Here is a 20,950-nt window from a genome sequence, read left to right on the forward strand (position 1 = left end):
GGTGGATTCGAAAGGGAAGATGCAAATGGAAGTTGAATTTATAACCCTTGGTGATGCTGCGGATCGGCTTGGAGTTCCAGCATCAACTTTAAGGAATTGGACTGATCAATTAGAACAATTTGAAGTGCATTATGTGAAACGGAATAATCGAAATGAAAGAATTTACTATGATGACGACCTGCAAATATTTAAATTTATCCAAGACTTGAAAGATGAACATGGCAGAAGAACAACTATGAAAGATATTGCGGCAATGTTGAAAGACATGAGAGAACGTTTCAATTTAAGAGATGAAGAAGATGCTCCAGTTCCGAAGCCAAGTAATAAAACTGGTGATCTATTAAATGCTGATGATGTACAAAGATTGCTGGATAACCAACGTGTGAGGACACTGTTCAGCTACATGATAGGTGAAACAACTAAACAGATTCGAAATGATTTGGTTGAGGAATTCCAGCAGCAGCTTGCTACTGAACGTGAAATTTTAAAGGAGACGCTTAGAGAAGAGGTTCGAAAGGAGTTACTTGATAATCAAAGTATTGTAGAAACTAAGTTACAAGGTCTACAAGATGAACAGGAAAAGCGCGATAAAGAATTAACTGAGGAATTGAAAAGGCGAGATGCAGAGTCATTAAAGCTATTAAGAGAGTTAATGGAGCAAAGAAAGAAAGAAGCAGAAGAACAGAAGAACAAGGGATTTTTCAGCCGTTTATTCGGGGGATAAACTATAATAGAGCCTACTAATAGGTGAAGAATTGATCTCTTAGTAGGTGAGATACTCAGAAAATATATTCAAAGTATTGTAATATGTGGGATGTTAAGATATATTTACCATATAAAATCTAATAATTAATTATAAGCGAAGAACGCAATCTACCGGTAAGGGCAGGATTGCGTTTTTTTTCTTAGGAGGGGACTACAGTGCAAAAACTAATGAATCCGTTTCAGTTCGTAGATGAAAATTTTGAATGGCATTGGTATGATTTATACAGTTCAAAAACAGCAATAATTGGTGACAAAAATCAATCCAATAAAATGCAGCTGTTAGAAAAGATAAGTGATACCTTGTACCAGATTGATCACAAAAGTCTTTTCTGGATAGGGGATGTAAGGCCAGGTGAGTCAGAAACATCAGACGATTTCAATATGATTGAATTTGAATCGCAGCCAGCTGAACGACATGTAAGAAATGGTCCGTTTGAGGAAACAAGGATGTCCTTTGTGCAACTGTATTTTGAAGCGTTATGTATTAAAAGAGGTGTTACTAGAAGTGAGTTAATTCCTCTTGCATCTTATCGTAAACATCAAGAAGGACCACTGGTCGGCTATTTAAGGGCTATTAATAGCTTACAAGATTCTGAAGAAAAAGAGTGGTTACTTAAAGAGCTAAAAAAATTGGAGACAATAACTTGGAACTACAAAAGAGGGTATGTTTATGAAATCAAAGACGTTGAAAGTCCTGTTGATCTATTAATAGAGTACATAAAAGGTATGTGGTCGTATTGGGCTTTAACATCATCCCTGGCAGAACCTCAGCAAATGCTACTGGTAATTGATATTCCGAAGAAATTAACAGAGATGGACACAAGCGTAGAAATTAAGGAGATTATAAGAAAGCTATTGGGAAGTATTGTTCAGCTTTCAGAAATTATTACAGTGAGTGTCATTATAAGTACGGAAACAATGTTTCCGGTCCCTGAGTTAAATATCAGACACCAACTGTACCTACCATATAGCTCAAATGACTTTAGTTGGCATCAGGTAGAAAACCAGCCATTTTTCAACAGTGATGTTATAGAAGCATGGAGTAACCATAACTCAAGCTGCGGCTTATGGATTGATTTTGCAACTGGTGAAAAAACAACCTTACATGACACAAATAAAATTTTATTTAAAAATAGGGTTGAAATTGAAAGCGCAATTGAATAGAATATGTGTTAGAAAGAATTACCAAGAGAACCACCAAATTATTTTTCTAACAATACAACTATTAATATGTGATTAAGATGCGAAGAACGCACTCTTGCCTTAAACGGGTCAGAGTGCGTTTTTTTTTTCGGAAAGGGGTGTAATCGTGAATGCAGATAAAAAACACATAGTCGTGGGAATGATTGATCCTGCAATGGCAAATGCTTTTAAGACGTTCATACAGAAAAAGGAAGGCTATATAATTCCGGAAGTTGTGGTATCTGAAGAGGATCTACTTAAGTACCTTGAAGAGACTGAGGAAGAAATATACGGGTTGATCTTAACAAGTGACTTAGCAAAAAAATTAAATGATTTAAGATTAGATTATTTATCAAACTTATTGGTAACGTTACGAGAAAAATTTCCACATATTCGAATGGCCATACTTTCTTCCGAAAGGGTAGGACACCCATTCTTGGCAGAACTCGTCAATATGGGTATTTATAACATTTTTTTAAGACAAGATAACAATCTATCAGTACAGCTGATATTGGATGCACTTGAATCTGGAAAGAGTTTTGGTGAGGTATCGCTGTTCAGAAAAGTTGACCCTGGAATCCCTTGGAGGAAAATGGACAGCGGCCCATCAACTATTAAGATAGAAACCTCTAATAAAAGGAATCATCCGGAGCCGAAAGAAAAAAAGCAGGAAAAGGAAAAAAGAGATAAGCAAATAATAAAAAGAGAGTTCAATATTAACTTTCAACAAACAGAAACAAAAGTAATCGGGGTAACAGTTCAACCCAAATTGATTTTAGTCGGTGGAGCAGCTAGTCGGGTAGGTAGTTCCTTCTTTGCACACTATCTCTCTTTCATATTAGCTGAAAAGGATATATCAGTGTCCTATTTGGAGAACCCTTATCGATATGGATATACCTATGATCGATATTGGGGAGAAGGACTATCGGGAAATTATGTTAGTCCCTTTTGCGACTTTCACTTTCAAAAGGATGATTCAACTGATTGGAATTATAAAAATGTATATATGAATGTATTAAACCCACTAAAAGAAAACCCATATGACAAATTGGATTTTGAGACGTTTCTAAAGGTGCTGCTTAGCCAAAGAACTCCTATTAAGATAGTCGATGTAGGTGTTGATTGGAACAACGAAATTTACCTGGAACTTTGTCAAATGGCTGATTATATTTTCTTCATTACAGAGCCTGATCCATTTCTAAATCAAGTGATTATTGAGAAGAGGCCATATCCCTCATTGTTGAAAGAAAATGGAGAATGGATTGAAAACCTTCAGATTGTAATGAATAAGGCTACATATAAAATTGCCAATCACTCTATTTTCAATGATGTATTCGATGATATTTGGATCGTACCTGATCTTAACAGAGAAGAAATCTTTAAGTGTGAGAGTGAGAGGGTTCCCATTACAAATTCGAAAAGTCTTGTTGAAGATTTAGAGAGCTTAACTAACGAATTAATTGAAATGATATTACCTCAAGAATTCCTTAAAAAGAAAACAAAAACAAAATGGAAGTTCCCAAAGATAACCGTAACAAGGTAGGAGGACCAAAAATTGAAAAAGACCATTTTTATGAGAGGTTTAGCTGTATTTTTTATTATAAGTTTTATAGCTTATATCTTTCTTTATGAAACGAAATTGCATGGAATGTTAAATACCTCAACTGTTGTATTTGCTAATAAGGACTTTGAACCTAATGAAGTAATTGGGGAAGACGATATTTATTTAGGCAAATACCCAAATGATTTGCTTCATGAGAATGTGATAGTAGACCCTAAAAAGATTGTAGGTCAGAGAGCTACAGGATTTATTTCAGTAAACGATATTTTTACAGAAAAAAAGGTAGATAGTCCATTATTAAGAGCTAAAGATGGAGAAAAATTCTTTGCTATTCCAAATAGCTGGATAGAAACAATTCCCGGGAGTTTAAGGCGTTTAGATATGGTGGACTTATGGTTAGTTCAAACAGATAAGAGCAGACCTGAAAGTAATCAATTTTCAGTGGAGAAACCCATCTTGGAAGGTAAGGTGGTCGCCTTTATCAAAAACAGCTCCAACACTGAGGTAAAAGGTATCAATTCAGAAAAAGATCGGTTGGATGCAGGCTCCCAGGCTTCACAATTGGAGATCAACATGACAAACGAAGAATTTATAAAAGTTAAAAAGTCTGTAGAAGCAGGTTACAAGCTGATTTTTAGCTACTAGGAACGGAGGATATGAAATGAAAGTAGCCACACTATCAAATCACGTTGATTATATTCAAATAATTGAAGGGCAGCTTCAAAGTGAAGTTATTAAATTAAGTAGCGTTGACGAATTGGACAAGTTGAAATGCGATGCGCTTTTGGTGGATCAGGAATTTGTTGACTTCTCATCCATAATAGATTTTCGTGATGTGCAGCCATCCATAAAAACGATATTACTTGTTGACAGCCCACTAAATGAAACACAAAAAAGAATATGTAATGCTCAGAGAATTGTTCCTTTTTATAAGGAAAATTCCAGAGATGAATTCAAACAATTAATCCTGCAGGAATGGTTAGAACATATTGTAAAACAAAATCAAAATGTAATTAGTATTTCCGGCACACACTCTCAAAGTGGTGTTACACAGACCGCCTTAAGTCTAGGGGTGGCTCTAAGAGAACTAAATTACAAAGTCTGTGTAATAGGATTGAATTTCTATAATCCTGGGGAAATAATCGGTTTCCCCTCAGAGTTTTCTTTTGATTCTATATATCACTCAGTATCTAATCACTTGTTTGATGCAGAAGGTTTGAAAAAGCAACTGATTGAAATTCATGGAATTCAATATTTGGTTGGTAACCGAAATTTCTTGAAGAAAAATAAATATCATCCGGAGCCGATCCATTCACTAATTAATATTGTTAAGGAAGAATATGATTTTGTCATTCTTGATTTAGGTTCTATATATGATACTTCTGGTGCTCTCGCAGGCATTATGGCAAGTGGGACAAAAATCTTAGTTGCTAATCAAGATGAATACTCAATTAGAAACTTTAATAGATGGTTTGATCAATTCCTCTCACCAATTGGAATTCAAAAAGAGGATTTATTAATGGTAGTCAACCGCTTTGATCCAATCCATCTTATTAAACCTAAAAAAATCGAAGAGGAAACGGGTGTTACTTTATTCGAAAAGATTCCTCTTATTCCAGTGGATGGCTCTGATGGGGTTTTATATAACTACTATGTTAAATCTTATAACCGGTTTTTTAATCGTATGGCTAAGGGGATTACAACATTACCAACTGAAAAGAAAAAGAAGAGTTTCTTTAGTTTTGCTAGGTAGGGAGGAGCTTTAATGAGTTTACTAGAGAAAGACTTAATCGAGAATAAGGTGGGCTTTAAGTTGGATCCTGTAACACCAGAGAGTCTGATATCAGAAATTAACAATGCAGCAAGTTTTGATGCAAGTGAGTTTGTAATTACCAATAAGAAGGAATCCATGAGTGATTCTTTTATCAATGCAAACTTCCCGACACTCTGTAGGTCGATACAAAGTTATATTCAGAGAATTGTAGAAGATATGTTAAAAAGTGAGATGACAGAAGATGGGGTGGAAATTCACCATGGTGCTATAAGTGGAAATCCTAACTCCATCCGGATCATTAAAGAACATATAGAAGAGTACCTAACCAACAATGGTTTGTTAAATTCAAATTTCCCTAATTACTATCCAGACTTAACAGAAGCGATTTTTCAAGAAGTGTTCGGGTGGGGGCCGCTAAGTGTGTGGCGAAACGATCCTGAGTCAGAAAAAGCAAAGGTTGTTGGCCAAAACATTTGGTTCATGAAAGAAGGGAAATGGGAGCTACAGCACTTTAAATTTAGAAGTATGACTCATATTTATGATCTTTTTGAAAGAATTAAGATGTTGAACCCTGAGAATAAGCTGGATAGGTTTCAAAACACAGAGTTAGAATCGGTAACGGAAGATGGAATCCGTGTATCTATAATGGTTCCTGGGAGAACGTATCAACCTGTCATTACATTGAGGAGACAGACGGTTACAAATTATAGTTTTGAGAAGCAAGCAGCACTTGGTACATTGCCAACAGAGGCAATCGAAGTCTTTAAGATTTTATCAATATTAAATCTAAATCAAATTATAGCGGGTCCACCAGGTACCGGAAAATCTACTTTCCTTTTAACAATGCTTTCGGAATCAAAAGATATGCATACAGCTTATATAGAGTCTAGATTTGAACATTTTCCTAATATTCTTTTTCCTAAGTCTCCTATTATACACATACAAGGTACACAAAGAGATATTGAAGGTGAACTTGAAAATACTGTTTTTCCTGCGCTGTTGCGACACGATATTGAACAGGTTATAGCAGCAGAGGTAAGAAGGGTAGAAGTGGAGTTATATGGTTCCGCAGGGGAGCGAGGAATCCAGAAACTTATGGGAACCTTCCATAGTAAGTTTCCAGAAAACATTCCCGGAATATTAGCAAGATTAAGTATTCAGCACAACCAATCGAATGGATTAAATTATTCAGATGAATATTTACGATTTGCAGAGAATCTTCATTTTTCCATTACGATGGAACAATTAGACGAAAAGAATAAGAAAGTTTCGGGCGTCCAATTTTATGAACTAAATGAAGAAACATGGGAAACGCAGATTGTAAGGATTATGGCATACGACCGTAAAGGAGATAGCTGGTCTTTTAATTCTAATATTCCTGAGAGAATTAAATCGATAGCGAAAATTTATCATGAAAGTGACGTTGAACGATTAGAAATTTTGCTTAAAGAACTAGAAGAAAAATATCCAATGAAAGAAGAACTAAAAAGATCTATCGGATTGAAAGCGAGCAGATCCTAATGATGCAGTACATTGATTCGATTGTAAGGATATTTGGCTATTTAATTGGCTTCTCCGGTTTTGTTCTATTAATGTATTCTTTTGGATTTAATTTTAATTCAGTTAAATACAAATTGAGATCCAATAAGGAGACCAATAATAAACAAATAATACTACGATCCAATTTTATGCGATGGTATGATCAATTGCTTAAAGCAACTATTAACTCATATAAAACCAACCATCTAAAACCATTAATTACTTTACAGGCAACTATTTTAGTTGGATTGTGTATTATTTATTGGCTAATTACAAGGAGCTTGATATCTTCTTTTATTTTGCCATTTTCAGTAGTGTTTTTGTTTCCTGTCACGATTTTGTATATACGCTTGTTAAATATTCGTCACTCTACTCAAGCTGTTATATCAGATACGATTATTCAACTATTACAAGCTTATACCAAACAGCATCATAACATCTTATTTGCCTTAAAGGATATTTACCCTAACTTAAATAAACAGACAAAGTTTATTGTAGGTATGCTCATTGTTCGATTAGAAAGCGGAATATCAACGCGAAAAGAATCGATGCAAATTTTTTCTTATCAAATTGGAGGAGAGTGGGGCAGGAACTTATCTATAACCATCTTAAAAGGTCTAGAGGATGGTACAAATATTGCTGGGATCCTTGAAGACTTATCAAAGGATATTACAGAAATAGATAAGAAAATTGGGGAAGTCGAATCTGAAGGTATCGAGCTAATTCGATTAGGTTACTTACCGGTCATTGTATTACCACTTATTATTGTTGGAATGCATTACATGGTAAGTCAAATGGGCGGAAATGCGTTTGAGTACATTTTTCAAACAGCAACCGGGCTAAAAACATTTACTTTTTCGGTCGTATTAACCTTAATCAGCTTTACCACATCAAAAGTCTTTCAACGACCTAAGAGAGGAGGATAATCATTATGCCATTTCAATACTTGCATTACCTTATAACTGGTATGTTTATCTTTCTAATATACTCAACGATTGCAAAGTCTATTGGTTTAGATAAGGCAAGAAGTAAATTATCCCTTAGGAACTCACTAAGAAAAAGTCTTGCGAAAAACGGTTTTCTCTCTAAATATTTTTACAACGAAAGAGCTGAAGTCTTAATTACCTTTGTTGGTCTCAACAAGTTAAAGGTGAGCAGCATTCACTATAACTTTTTTCGGCACATTTCTTTGTATGTGGCAGTTTGGTCATATTTTATCAGCTTATTTTTAGCTGCGGGTCAATTCTCGCTTGTGAATTTGTTAATGGTCCTAGGAGCCTTTCTCTTAACTTCCCCTTTGAAATTCAATTTAGTTTTTGATTATGTATTAAAGAATCTTGCTGGAAATCATAAGCGAAAGATGAATGCTGAAGTTTATTCTTTGTATGCTCAATTAAAAGCAGAATTCCAAACAAGACGAGTAGGAAATATATATGGCTTGCTGTTTGAATATAGAAGTTATTTCAAATCAATAAAACCAGCTTTAGAAGAACTTTTATATAAATGGAGTGAGAGTCCTGACAAAGCTTGGGATTCCTTCTCAAAAAGGATAGGCACTGAGGAAGCAAAAACCTTATCTATCATTATGAAGGAAGTAGAGTACTCTTCCCAAGAAAGGTCATTAGCATTACTAGAGCAAAAGAGAGATCAGTTTGCTAATAGTAATTATAATGCGTACCGAAATTACCTGAAAAGCAGGGAAATGGTGCTGTATATCGTAATCTTCTCGACAGCATCTGGTGCAATAATCCTTAATATGGTGGTTATATTTATGCTGTTCTTTAAAGACATAATGGGAGCAGCCAACAATATTTTTCAAATGTAATACTTAAAAACTTGAAGGGAGTGTTGCTCGACTACATATTCTTTCTCAATAACACGTTTCATAAATAAAAAATATTATTATTTCAGGAGGAATTTATAATGAAAGAACTTGGAGCAACTTTACTATTAACATTTTTCGTAATTACACTTGTCCTTACCGCTGTATTTGGAAATAATGGTTTGAAAACAGAAAATGAAAACCTGGTACAAAACTCTGTTAACCTACTAAAAGAAGCACAAACAAACACTAGCACAACACCGCCAACATCCAATTAATTATTTTAAAAGTAAAAAAGGGATCTTTTATAAGTATCCCTTTTTTAATATCTAATAGGAGATAATACTATGAAACAATTAATTTCATTTACAATGCTATTCCCCATATTAGTATTTTTTCTTTTACAACCTATATTGAATTATATGGAGGAAACCAGAGGGAAAGCGGTTGAAATTACTGTCCAAAGAGCCACTGAAAAAGCTGCAATTGAGGGTTATTATTCTCCAGAAACTCTACTGGAAATGAAGAAAAAGCTAAATAGCATCGGATACCAAGACAATGAAATTGACATAAATGCTACACAATCTGTAACCCTGAGAGGTGGATATGTAGAAGCAACAATAAAAGTGCCCAATAAGTATTATTTTCTCTTATTTAAACCTTTATTCCTTTCAGATAAAGATTATAGTAGCGATTTATATCACGTTCGCTCAGCAACTCGTATGAGTGAATATATTAATTAAAGCTGGTGAAATATGAAGGCATTATACTTCTTAATTAGCATATGTTTTATAGCTTTTGGATTAACTATCTCGCAAATTAAGTACTTTATTTTGGATACTACTTATGAAAAAGTCAATTACTCCTTAAAGCATGCTGTTCATGATGGTGCCTTACAGATTGATTATGAAAAGGTAGCGGATGGAATAATTGAATTCGATGAAGCCGTTGCGTTAGAAACAGTACATTTAACATTAAGTAAAAACCTATTATTAAATCAAGATTTATCTCCAAAAGAAGGGTCATACATAACTGATCCTTTAAGAATTGTTGAGACAGTATATATAGACCACAATTTTATTGATACAGATACAGGTTTACCAGTTACTTTTCCATTTACTTATAAATACAGCAATCCTTTATTAAACATTGATATTGAAAGGCCTATCTTTGGGCCAAGCATTGTTTGTGTTATAGAGGCAAAAGTGAGATTTGATGATGAATATCAAAGGTATGTGACTATTCAAGAGTATAAATACTAGTACTAGAATTTTATATGTAGATATTCCTATGAGGTAGTTGGTATAATAGTAGATAATTACTATTTTACCAAATCTTACTCATGAGAGGAAGAGATTATTATAGGTCTTCTTCAGATTTGCATATATAGGAGTAAATTAGGAACTATATGTTCAAAAGCGGAAGCACCGCAATAGGGGAATCCCTGATTGTTGGTGTTTTTTTCTTTTTCCAAAATCTTCATTATACTTAGCTTTAAAAGAGAGGGAGTGCAAAAATTGAAAAAGTTAATTTTACCAATGGTTTTAAGTTCTAGTTTAACGGTTGCAGGATTAGTACCAATTCCTTTTAATGAACAGGTAGCTGTAGTAGAGGCAGCATCTTCATTTAAAGACCTGCCTAGTGATTACCATGCGTTAAAGCAAATTGAGTACCTTGTATCAAAAGGGGTAATTTCTGGCTTTGAAGATGGTACCTTTAAGCCTAACCAGGTTGTAACAAGGGGACAATTTGCTGCCTTTGTTGCAAGGGCTTTGGATTTAAAAGCATCTAATATCACCTTTAAAGATGTCAAATCAGGTAATTCCTTATATACAGAAATCAATAAAGCGGCGACAGCTGGCATAATTAAAGGTTACAAGGATGGTACTTTTAGACCGGATTTACCTGTTAGCCGTTCTGATATTGCTGTGATGTTAGATCGTGCTTTGCAGTTAAAAGGAAATTATACAAAAACTGTTTCCTTACCTTATTCTGATGCTGGAAGTATTGGTGGTTATGCAATAGAGAGTGTAAAAAGGATGGCAGCATACGGCATTATGGGGGCAGCAGAGAACTCTAATAAATTTCAGCCAGCAACAAGTGGGACGCGTGTTGGAACGGTAGTTTCAATTTATAACATGCTACAAACTTCTCAAACAACTATACCTTCCATTCCGAACAAGAAAGATTCGGAGCTTACGGTTGCACAATTAACCCAAAAGTATGGTGAGGAAAAACTTATTGCACGTTCTAGAGCATCCTATGAATTTTATGAAGTAAATGCAATAGAACATTATCACAATAATTATAAGGAGTTTTACGATAGTTTCTTAGATTATAAACAGATGTTAAAAAACTCTTTTTATTCACAGTATGACCTATATTACCCATATGTTGAATTAATCAGTTATGGTGGGAAATCTTATAAATCCTCTGAATTCTATATTAAGGATTTAAGGTTCGTAGATGATGAAATTCTACCAACAAATCCTGAAACAAGTTCACAATATTCAATTGATGTTTTCCTTAATAGTAAAGATAGCGCCACATACTTAAAGGATAAGGTATTAACTAAGCGTATGGGTACCCTTCCTTACAGGGAAAATGGCGATGTTATGGTTGAATTAGAAACGTTATTAAAAGACCATGTTAACGTTACCGCAACCTCTACAAAACTAATTGTGAAAAATGAAAAAACCATTGAATTAACTGCAGATTCAACTAAAGTACGTGTTGATGGTCAGTCTGTTCAGCTTAAAACTCCAGTTAAAAAAGCAAATGGAAAATTCATGGTCCCACTAAGGGAGTCAGCGAAATTAATGGGGCTATATACAAGAACTTTTACCGGTCTTGATGTAAACAAGCCAACTGAACTTACAAGGATCGAGCTAGCGAACTATCCTTTGCCAGCAGATTATACGAAGTAAGGGGACTTCTGAATGAAGCAAGAACGGAAAAAGAGGAGATATAAAGTTTGGGGATTGATGTTGCTCATTATCATAGTCTCAGCTTTACCAACTATACAAAGTGTAGGTGCTGAGACTATACCCCATTATCATGATGGAATGAATCTTCATCCTGACGAAAGTCAACAAGAGAGATATATGCCTGATCCAGTATTTGATATAGATGTTGACCCTGCAATTTACCGATACGAAGGAGTCTGGCCAGTTTATATTAAGAAGAGTTCAGATAGCTCATCGTTTAAAGGAAATTATGAAGGCAATATGGGTTTTATACGACCTGTTGACTTAAATCCTGGAGATGGGGTATATCCAAACTATTCATTAGGACGGACATTCATTCATAAAAGTACTTTGGGAAGATGGGGTAAGGCTTTTAACGGGAATATGAATTACGTTGAGAAGCATGCAGAATCGGTATCCCTAATGAGGCAAAGTGATAAAAAAGCGTTCTCCCGCATTCACTCAGTGGAGTTAGCAAGAGTTTCAGGGGCAAATGTGAAAGCAAGAAAAGATGCATCTGGAAATGATTATTTAGAAGTTATAACTACATCCTTTCCAGTGGGGAGTATTAGAGCTCCTTCTTCCGCTAAATCAGGTGAAAAGTTTAATGTGGAGATCAATGCAGAAGAATTTAATCCGTATTCTCAATTCATTAAATACGAGATTTATAAGGAAAACACCCTGCTTAAATCCGGTGTTGAATTTAAGGATAACATTTCAAACATCTATGAATCCATTTCCATCGGAGAAACAGGGAAACATGTACTGACTTTAAAAGTTTCAGATGGAATTGAAAGAACTACTACAGTAACAACTGTGGTAAATATTGCTGCTGGGGATATTGAACTTCCACCTGAACCTGAAGAGAAGCCCAACCTTTCGCCCATTGCTGATGTAAATGTAGAACCATCTTACTACTGGGTTGAAGAAGTACCATTCCAGGACAATAGTTATGATCCTGATGGAGAAATTATTTCTAGAGATCTAACAGTTGATGGCCAGCCATCATCAAATCCTAAGAAGTTCTCACGAGTTACAGAAATTGAAGACCATACTGTAGAACTAATGGTAACAGATGATCGAGGAGCTTCAGATACTGATTCTGCATCCTTTAAAATATTACCTACAACTCCGAAAGCTGAATTTAGTATCACTGGTACTACTAAGGTAAATCGTAAAATATCATTAGATGGTACTCTTTCTAATAAAGTTTCGCCTGTTCATGTAGCTCCAATTGATTATTCATTGTCAAATTGGACAATCAAACCTTTAACCGATGGAGTTACGCAGCAGGATATCTTAATCCGAAATAGCAGTGACCGTTCAAAAAGGGACTTCTTAGTTAGAAAACCAGGCGAATATGAAATTACTTTAACTGTAACGAATAATTATGGAGAAACATCTGAGCCAGCTACCAAAGTTATTACAGTGGAACCCGATCGGCCACCTCTCGCCCAATTTACAGTCGATACAGGTAAGGCTATTCGGGAAAATAGCGGAGAAAAGAATGCTATTATAACCCTAACGGACAGCAGTATTTCTCCAGATGAAGACAAAATAAAACAACGAATCTATTTTGTGGATTTTGACAGTAATAATGATGGTTTCTTCGGAACTTCGCAAGATGAGCCAAAAAGAATAATTTCCAGTAAGAACGAAACTACTGTACAATTTAACGCAAATAAAGTTGGAAATTACCGATTTAGTTTAGAAGTTATAGAAGATTTTGGACAAGAAACCCTTCCAGAATTTATAAAGGAAGAACATTATCTAAGAGACTCCTCAGGTGTACTAGATAAATCCGGAAAAGTAGCTACTTATCAGGAACCAAATTACTTTAATTTACCGGAATATGATAAATCAGTCGAAATCATTAATGTAAATCCAGTCATCGACTTTGGAGTTCGAAGGCAGAATAAAATAGATGTTGTCTTGAACTTTGGGGGAATGGATACAGCAACGCAGCAACATCAAACAGGATCTAGACCTGGGGCGGGCATTAACAACGGTGGTGGCGGCGGTACGTATGATCATAAATATTTTACCTATGATGAAGCGGATAAGAACCGATTATCATCTTACGCTTCAACCCTCCAAGCAAACCTTTTGGCTAAAGGCATTGATGCAAAAGTAACGATAAATAATGCTTATTATCGACAACCTGATACAGATGGTGTGGGAGTTCGAAATGTACCGGTATGGGGGTGGAGAGATTATGGTTCCTACCAATACAGCAGTTATTCGGGTACTTCCCCTTATAGTGGAGATTGGGAAGTCACTTCAAGCTCCTCTACTCCTATTTATGAGGTTGTATGGTGTTATTTCGATAATACGGCAAATGGAGGTACGGTTCACTCACATGCACCTCCTTGTTCAAGCTCTAGTAATGAGATTAGAGAGCAAACAGGAACAAGGTATACTGCTTCTTTAAGAAAGTATTTTCCTGATTATCGTTTTGAAGTGGTAAGTTACCAGAATGAGGGAATTAATTCCACAGAACAAGTAAACACCACTGACTTTACAGATGCTTATGCCAACCAGTCATACCGGGCAGGTGCTCAAAATCTATACTTCAGAATGGATAAGAGGCCATGGGACTGGATGAATAACACAGCAAAAGTCAATTTAGTAACTAATAAATCAAAAAGTAACAACATCTTTTTCTGGAATATGGCTGTCGCAGGCAACCGAACTAATGCAGAAAGAATTATTAACGGAGGCATCGGTATTGGCCAGTTTTCCATCTATGATTCTCAATACCTCAATAAAAATGTAAAAGATATTGAGGACTACATTATTAATAAATATTTCATGGAAGAGGATGGAGTTAATACAACAATTGTATTAGGGGACAAACTTGATTACACCGTAAATTACACGGATCACGAAAATGACCCGGAAGTGAAAAGAGAATGGAGATTTACACATGACCCGACAAAGATTAATGGAAGAGTGATAGACAATGCACCAGCCGGTCCCATTCCTCAAAGTGGATTATATATTGATTCTCCGCTGCAGCTAACGCAAGTAGGGACTTATCGGGTACAATTAAGAGCTCAAGATGACCCTGTTTATGATGGGGATGAACGCTTTTTTAATTACCGAAAATGGTCAGATGAAGAAGTGCAAAGAGAGTATATAATTAATGTTCACAGACGGCCAATAGCAGATTTTACTTATAGTATTGACCCTGGAACATTAGATTTAAGTTTGGATCCATCAATATCTTATGACTTGGATCATCAATTCAATCGTCCAGATAAAGGGATTGTGGAGCATAAATGGGTAAGTTATTCTGTTGACGGTAATACTTATAATGGTGCTCCTCCATCCAGATTGACAATTAACAAGGATTATGACGTTACCCTTCAGGTTAAGGATATTGACGGAGCTTATGGAGTTGTCACAAAACGAATCAGCACACAAGGGTATAACATTAAGCCAGTTGCGCTGTTTGATGCTCCTGATATAGTAGTAGATACTATGGACCTGAATATTGTAGATAGAAGTTACGATCCAAACGGTGATCCATTAACTGATTATAAGATTACAGTTCGCAAGCAAGGTGAAACGACAATCCTTAGAAACTTAACAGAATTTCCAAATAGTTTCAAAGAAATGGGGTTAGGAGCTGGAAACTATATTGTGAGCTTAACAGTTAGGGATATTCCTAAAATTCCACCGTCCTTAACATCTGATCCTTATGAGAAGACAATAAAGGTTATTGAGAATAGACCACCAGTGTCTAATTTTAAGCTAACTCCCGCTCCACTATTGGTAAATGAATTGAACAATTACCAGGATCTTAGCAGTGACCCGGATGGTCATCCTTTAAAAAATTATTCCTGGACCATTGAAAAACTTGATAAAGATAATAATGTTACTCAATCATGGAACACTGGTGTACCTCCGCGAGACTGGCGGGAATATGGAATAGGGACATTCCAAGTCACACAAACAGTATTTGATGATCCGCCATATCCATTGCCTTCATTGAGCGGGACACATTCTGAAATTGTAAAAGTTGTAATGGGGCCGCAGAGACCTTTTGCCTTATTCGACTACACTCCTAAGCCCGTAATCGAAGGGAATAATATAAAATTAGACCCTGATAAATCATTTGATCCGGATGGAAATGTTCAAGCATGGGAATGGACTATTAAGGCACCAAACGGCACAACTACGACTTCCAGCAGTCATTATCCGATGATAAACAATGCAGTGGTAGGAACTTATGAAGTTACTCTTCATGTACGAGATAATGATAATCTACGTTCTAGAGTCCCTTCAATACAAGACATAGTTGTACAGCCAAAGCCACCAAATTTACCGCCGGTTGCTGCATTTATTTGGGATCCGTTTAAACCTTTCTTGGGTGAATCTGTTCAACTAGTTCCAGATGGTTCCTACGATTTAGATGGAGAAATAGTGGCATGGAAATGGACGATTCGAGCAGACAACGGTTCTATACAGACAAGCTCACAAAAAAAACCTACCTTTATTGCCAGGACCGAGCGATACGATGTAACGCTTGAAGTAACTGATAATAATGGTTCAAAAGATGCTGTTACCGAGATAATTATGGTCGATATTGCTGCTTTGGATGCTTTAGTAACTCACACACCTGAGTGGAATAGGAAGTGGATGGATGAAGGTTTCCCATCTGACGTAAATCTCTTCCATGCAGGAGAGAAGTTCATTATTAGATTAACTTCAACTCCAGCTCAACGTGTATGGGGAAGTGTTCATTTTGGAGGTAAGGTTGGAAAAGTGGATATTCCCTCTACTAAATTTAAGCTGATCAGTAAGGGTGAGTTTGAATACATTTGGGAAGCGGAATTGTGGCAAGAGGATTTTATCTATATTGAAGAAGGCCAATATATGTTTGATTTTGGTTCTATACACCCTGTTGACAATCCAAGAGTGGAAGCAGCTGCAAATTATTTAATCGAGATACAGGGTAATGTTTATTCAGAACTAAATTTCCATAGAAATCACTAGAGTCTATACGAATAATCTATTGTAAATTTTCATAATCCTCCGGAATGCGGTCATATTTCCCCGGAATGAATATTCATAATCCTCTGGAATAGAAAGTAATAAAGAGAAATAGTTCCACTTAGTAATTAAGAGAAACGACTTAGTCGTTTCTCCGTTTTTTTAAAAGATATGATGGATAAGTTACTTTGCGTTAGTAAGCCAAGAAGTGATGAGAATTTTAACCTGTAAAGAATATGTTTTGATTCGAACAATGGATTCTAAGTAAGGTATAACGTTCTTCTTTTGAACCAAGAAATAACTTATTTGATTTTAAATTGACTGGATTGCCAATAGATGAATTATAATCGGAAGAAATTCTATTGATGAACTCCTTTATGAAGATTTCAAGAGGGTTAAAATCTTCTCTAAGAGACCACTTTTGGAAATGAGAAATTTAATATCATTGATGCTTTTGAGATGGAAGTAGAAAAGATACAGGACAAATTTGGTTAACACTGTTGCTTAGAACAATGGTGTTTTTTGTTGTTTACCATAATATATTGTAAAAAATTGTCTTTGTATTAAGATAAAATGATAGAATTATAGTAAAGATAACTTTGAACTACTTGTTAGAAACGTTTAAGAAGGAATTCGGAGGTTAGTGTTAGCATGTATATATCTGAATTAAGTTTGGAAAATTTTCGTTCATTTAAAGAAAAAAAAACTATAAATTTTCATGAGGGCATCAATGTTATTATCGGACATAATAATGCAGGGAAAACTACGGTAATTAAAGCCTTAGAGCTATTATTTGATATAAAGAAGAGTAAGCGATTATCAATTGATGACTTTAACAAAAATACTACTTGTGAAGAGTTAAAAAAAGAACCACCTAAAATTATTATTTCAGCAACGTTATTAGAATCTGAAACCGAAGAGGAATATTCTGATGATTTAGTAACAGTTTCCACTTGGCTAACTAAAATTGAAAGCCCTTATGAAGCAAGAATAACATACGAATTTTATCTTCCTGAAAGAGAACAGGATGAATATAAAAGAGAGATTGATAGTATCAAAAGCAATGATATAAATGAGTACTGGAATGAGATTCAACATAGATTTTTACAGAAATACGTTCATAAAATTCATATTGGCGATCCTAAATATAAGAATTCAGTTGATACTGAAAGTATGAAAAAGTTTGCTTTTCAATTTTTAACAGCTATTAGAGATGTAGAACGTGATTTATATAGTGGAAGTAATGCATTATTAAAAGAAGTTATCGACTTTTTTATGGATTACGAAGTGAAAATAAACAACGCAATAGACACGGATGAGAAAAATAAACAAATAAGAGAAAAGAAAAGGCAGTTCTCAAAAGATGCACAAGGTCTTATTCATTCTCTACAAAAGAGGATGGAAGAAGGTAAAGAGCATATGCTTCGATACGTAAAAAATACTGGAGCTGATTATGATAAAATGCAGCCTTCTTTTGAAGGGAGTATTTTGGACACTGAATTGTATTCTGCCCTTAAGCTAATAGTAGAAAATGAAACAGGTATTAAGCTACCAGCAATAAATAATGGACTAGGTTATAACAACCTAATTTACATTTCTCTATTGTTAGCTAAAATGCAGAAAGATGCTTCGGGTGATTATCTAGGATCGAATGCTAAGATATTTTCAATTCTCGCCATTGAAGAGCCCGAAGCCCATTTACATCCAAATATGCAATATAAATTTTTAAAGTTTTTAAAGCAAAATCGAGAAACAGAAGTTAGGCAAATATTTATCACCTCTCACTCACCAAATATCACTGCAGCTGTAGATTTAGAAGATATTATTGTTTTATACAAAGAACAAGGGAAGATTGAAGTAGCTTATCCTGGTAAAGTATTTAGCGATAGTGATGAAGATATAAAATCAAAAAAATATGTCCAGCGATTTATAGACGTTACAAAGGCGGATATCTTCTTTGCTAAAAACATTGTACTGGTCGAAGGATTAGCCGAACAACTTTTAGTGCCGGAATTCTCAATAGCTCTGGGGCATGACTTAACAGACACTCATACATCAGTAATAAACATAGGTGGCAGATACTTTGAACATTTCTTAAAGTTATTTGACGTATCTAAAAATTCTAATGCTATTAGGAAAAAAGTAGCCTGTATAACTGACTTAGACCCAGTTAGAAAAAGGAAGGGGATCAAAGACGCAACATGGAAGGCTTGTGGCCCTCTCTTTTTAAACAGCGATCCCGGAAGTTATGAATATAAAGCATGTTCTAATCCTCTAGTTAAAAACTATGTAGAAGATTCAAAAAGTTTAATTAGAGTATTTTCACAAAAAGAAAAAATTAGTAGTACATTTGAGTATGATTTAATTCTTAAAAATATTACAGTTAAAGAACTAGTAACCGAATCAACATCCAACGATACAGAGATAAAGAAACTAATGGATGCTTATAAATCTAATAAAACAATACCAGAAATGCTTTCCCTTTTAAGAAAAGGTAACTATAAAGAAGAGGTGGAGAAGGTAGTTTTACAAAGCGAATTTTCTGATGATGATAAGAAAAAGCACATAATAGCTGGTCGGTATTTAAATTCCATAAATAAAGGTGAGGTAGCACAAGAGTTAGCTTATATAATATCAAGCAATCCTAATAATGTTCTAAAAGAGGTAGCGAGTAATAAAATTATATGTCCAGATTACATTAAAGAGGCGATAGAATGGATTGGTCAACTGCAACAAAACTAGTTAATAGTAAGCTTAGTATTCCTATCGATCAGCATTTTAAATTATGTGCAGGCCCAGGAGCTGGGAAAACGACATTTTTAATCCACCATATTCGCAGGATACTTACTTATTCTACTAGACTATCGAAATCTAGACGAATTGCTTGTATTACCTATACAAATACAGGAGTAGAAACTATTCGAAGTCGTTTAAAGGATACAGGTGAGGATATAGAAATTAGTACGATACACAGCTTTTTATATACCCATGTTGTAAAGCCTTATTTATGGTTATTGAACGACATTTCTTTTCCCTTGGACAGGTTGGAAGGTCATGATGAAATTAAACCGAGTTATACAACATTGAAAGAATATAAACAAAGAACCAGTCAATTTTGGATAAAAGATGATCAAGGACTCTCAAACGCACTATCTAAACTTTCATGGGTAATTAATAAACAAGAGGAAGTTGAATTAGGATTTCTAAAACCATATCATGGAAAAGTTGAAGAGAGATTTATCAAAAAAAATTCATACTTAACTTATAAAGAAATTTGTTGGGAACAAGGAATGATGAGTCATGATGATGTTTTGTATTTCAGTTATTTAATCCTTAAAAAACATGAAAAAGTTAAAGAAATAATTCGAGCTAAATTTCCTTACTTCTTAATTGATGAGTTTCAAGATACAAGCCCTATACAAGTCGCAATTACTACACTTCTTGCTGAAAAAGAAATAACTGTAGGTGTAATTGGTGATCCAAGTCAATCAATTTACTCATTTCAAGGTGCTAATGGAAAGACGTTTAGTCAATTCAATATAAAAGGTATGTCCTTTTATATTTTAGAAAATAATCATCGAAGCACAATACAAATTATATCAGTTTTAAATCATATGAGGAATGATAAGCATTTTATCCAACATAGTCCAGATAATAAGGTGGGAAATAAACCTGTTATATTGATTGGTGATGTCTTTTCTTCATATCGATATTTTTTAGAAAATGTAAAAAATGACTGGTGTGTCCTTTCATACAAAAACGAAGTAACTAATAGAATTAAATATGATATAAGGGATATAGTCACCACTGATTTTGATTTGTTTTACAGAGATAATAAAAGAGGAAGACTCATTTATTTTGTAGTTCACGCACTTGAATATGGGCGACAAATGAAGTTAAAGGATGCTATAAAATACATGAAGAAAGCATATCGTTCTATAGAGGATTTTACAGATCAAGATGCGTTCAGAAACTTAAAAAGACTATTAAATAATTATGAAGATTATTACTCAAATAATATTAAAGATTTTTATAATACCCATATCTTTAATTATTATGGGGTTAAATCGAAGATTACGAAGGGTGAGATTAGTGAGTACTATGAAAATTTAGGTTTTGATAGACTCGCAGCCATTGTTAATATAGCAGATGATAAAAGTTTCCATAAGACTATACATAAAGCAAAAGGTGATGAATTTAAAAATGTACTGGTAATTAGTTCTGAAAATAATTATAATAAGCAACTTGATTTTTTATTATCACCTGATATGAGTAAGGAGGAACATAGAGTATTTTATGTAGTGTAAACGCTAAAATAAAAGTTGACCACTTTAGCGCAATTC

15 protein-coding genes are annotated in these 20,950 nt (G+C 34.6%); all 15 read left to right on the forward strand.

Going from position 1 to position 20,950, the window contains the following annotated elements; all coding sequences use genetic code 11:
* Window positions 1–25 precede the first annotated feature (25 nt).
* The 15 genes from PBF_RS19575 (at window position 26) to PBF_RS19640 (ending at window position 20,914) form a co-directional block, all read left to right on the forward strand.
* On the forward strand, window positions 26–724 hold the full coding sequence (locus PBF_RS19575; RefSeq protein WP_160169272.1) for a MerR family transcriptional regulator: 699 nt from the start codon (window positions 26–28) through the stop codon (window positions 722–724).
* Between the two features lie 197 nt (window positions 725–921).
* Window positions 922–1,929 carry a hypothetical protein gene (locus PBF_RS19580; RefSeq protein WP_035332128.1) on the forward strand — a complete coding sequence of 336 codons (1,008 nt, stop codon included), beginning with the start codon at window positions 922–924 and terminating at the stop codon, window positions 1,927–1,929.
* Between the two features lie 145 nt (window positions 1,930–2,074).
* Window positions 2,075–3,490 (forward strand): hypothetical protein, encoded by a 1,416-nt coding sequence (locus PBF_RS19585; RefSeq protein WP_035332129.1) that lies wholly within the window; start codon window positions 2,075–2,077, stop codon window positions 3,488–3,490.
* Window positions 3,491–3,502: 12 nt separating this feature from the next.
* Complete coding sequence (locus PBF_RS19590) at window positions 3,503–4,153, forward strand: SAF domain-containing protein (RefSeq protein WP_035332130.1); 651 nt, start codon at window positions 3,503–3,505, stop codon at window positions 4,151–4,153.
* A 16-nt stretch (window positions 4,154–4,169) separates the two neighbouring features.
* Window positions 4,170–5,261 carry a hypothetical protein gene (locus PBF_RS19595; protein WP_035332131.1) on the forward strand — a complete coding sequence of 364 codons (1,092 nt, stop codon included), beginning with the start codon at window positions 4,170–4,172 and terminating at the stop codon, window positions 5,259–5,261.
* Between the two features lie 12 nt (window positions 5,262–5,273).
* Window positions 5,274–6,803, forward strand: coding sequence for an ATPase, T2SS/T4P/T4SS family (locus PBF_RS19600; protein WP_035332132.1), 1,530 nt, complete (start codon window positions 5,274–5,276; stop codon window positions 6,801–6,803).
* Between the two features lie 185 nt (window positions 6,804–6,988).
* A complete protein-coding gene (locus tag PBF_RS19605) occupies window positions 6,989–7,747 on the forward strand; it encodes a hypothetical protein (RefSeq protein WP_152539710.1) in 759 nt (252 codons plus the stop codon).
* Between the two features lie 5 nt (window positions 7,748–7,752).
* Entirely contained in the window at window positions 7,753–8,646 is an 894-nt protein-coding gene (locus PBF_RS19610) for a hypothetical protein (protein ID WP_035332137.1), read from the forward strand.
* A 98-nt stretch (window positions 8,647–8,744) separates the two neighbouring features.
* Window positions 8,745–8,921: a hypothetical protein gene (locus PBF_RS26220; protein ID WP_160169273.1), complete on the forward strand. Its 177-nt coding sequence runs from the start codon at window positions 8,745–8,747 to the stop codon at window positions 8,919–8,921.
* A gap of 69 nt (window positions 8,922–8,990) precedes the next feature.
* Window positions 8,991–9,386, forward strand: coding sequence for a hypothetical protein (locus tag PBF_RS19615; protein ID WP_035332138.1), 396 nt, complete (start codon window positions 8,991–8,993; stop codon window positions 9,384–9,386).
* Window positions 9,387–9,398: 12 nt separating this feature from the next.
* A complete protein-coding gene (locus PBF_RS19620; protein ID WP_035332139.1) occupies window positions 9,399–9,905 on the forward strand; it encodes a hypothetical protein in 507 nt (168 codons plus the stop codon).
* 255 nt (window positions 9,906–10,160) lie between these two features.
* Window positions 10,161–11,570: an S-layer homology domain-containing protein gene (locus tag PBF_RS19625; protein WP_152539711.1), complete on the forward strand. Its 1,410-nt coding sequence runs from the start codon at window positions 10,161–10,163 to the stop codon at window positions 11,568–11,570.
* Between the two features lie 12 nt (window positions 11,571–11,582).
* Window positions 11,583–16,610 carry a PKD domain-containing protein gene (locus tag PBF_RS19630; RefSeq protein ID WP_035332141.1) on the forward strand — a complete coding sequence of 1,676 codons (5,028 nt, stop codon included), beginning with the start codon at window positions 11,583–11,585 and terminating at the stop codon, window positions 16,608–16,610.
* Between the two features lie 648 nt (window positions 16,611–17,258).
* On the forward strand, window positions 17,259–19,349 hold the full coding sequence (locus PBF_RS19635) for an ATP-dependent nuclease (RefSeq protein ID WP_035332142.1): 2,091 nt from the start codon (window positions 17,259–17,261) through the stop codon (window positions 19,347–19,349).
* On the forward strand, window positions 19,322–20,914 hold the full coding sequence (locus PBF_RS19640) for an ATP-dependent helicase (RefSeq protein WP_051488953.1): 1,593 nt from the start codon (window positions 19,322–19,324) through the stop codon (window positions 20,912–20,914). Before PBF_RS19635 ends, PBF_RS19640 begins: the two co-directional genes overlap by 28 nt.
* Window positions 20,915–20,950: the final 36 nt, after the last annotated feature.

This window comes from Cytobacillus firmus DS1 (assembly GCF_000565285.1).
In the GTDB taxonomy this organism is placed as follows: domain Bacteria; phylum Bacillota; class Bacilli; order Bacillales; family Cytobacillaceae; genus Cytobacillus; species Cytobacillus firmus_A.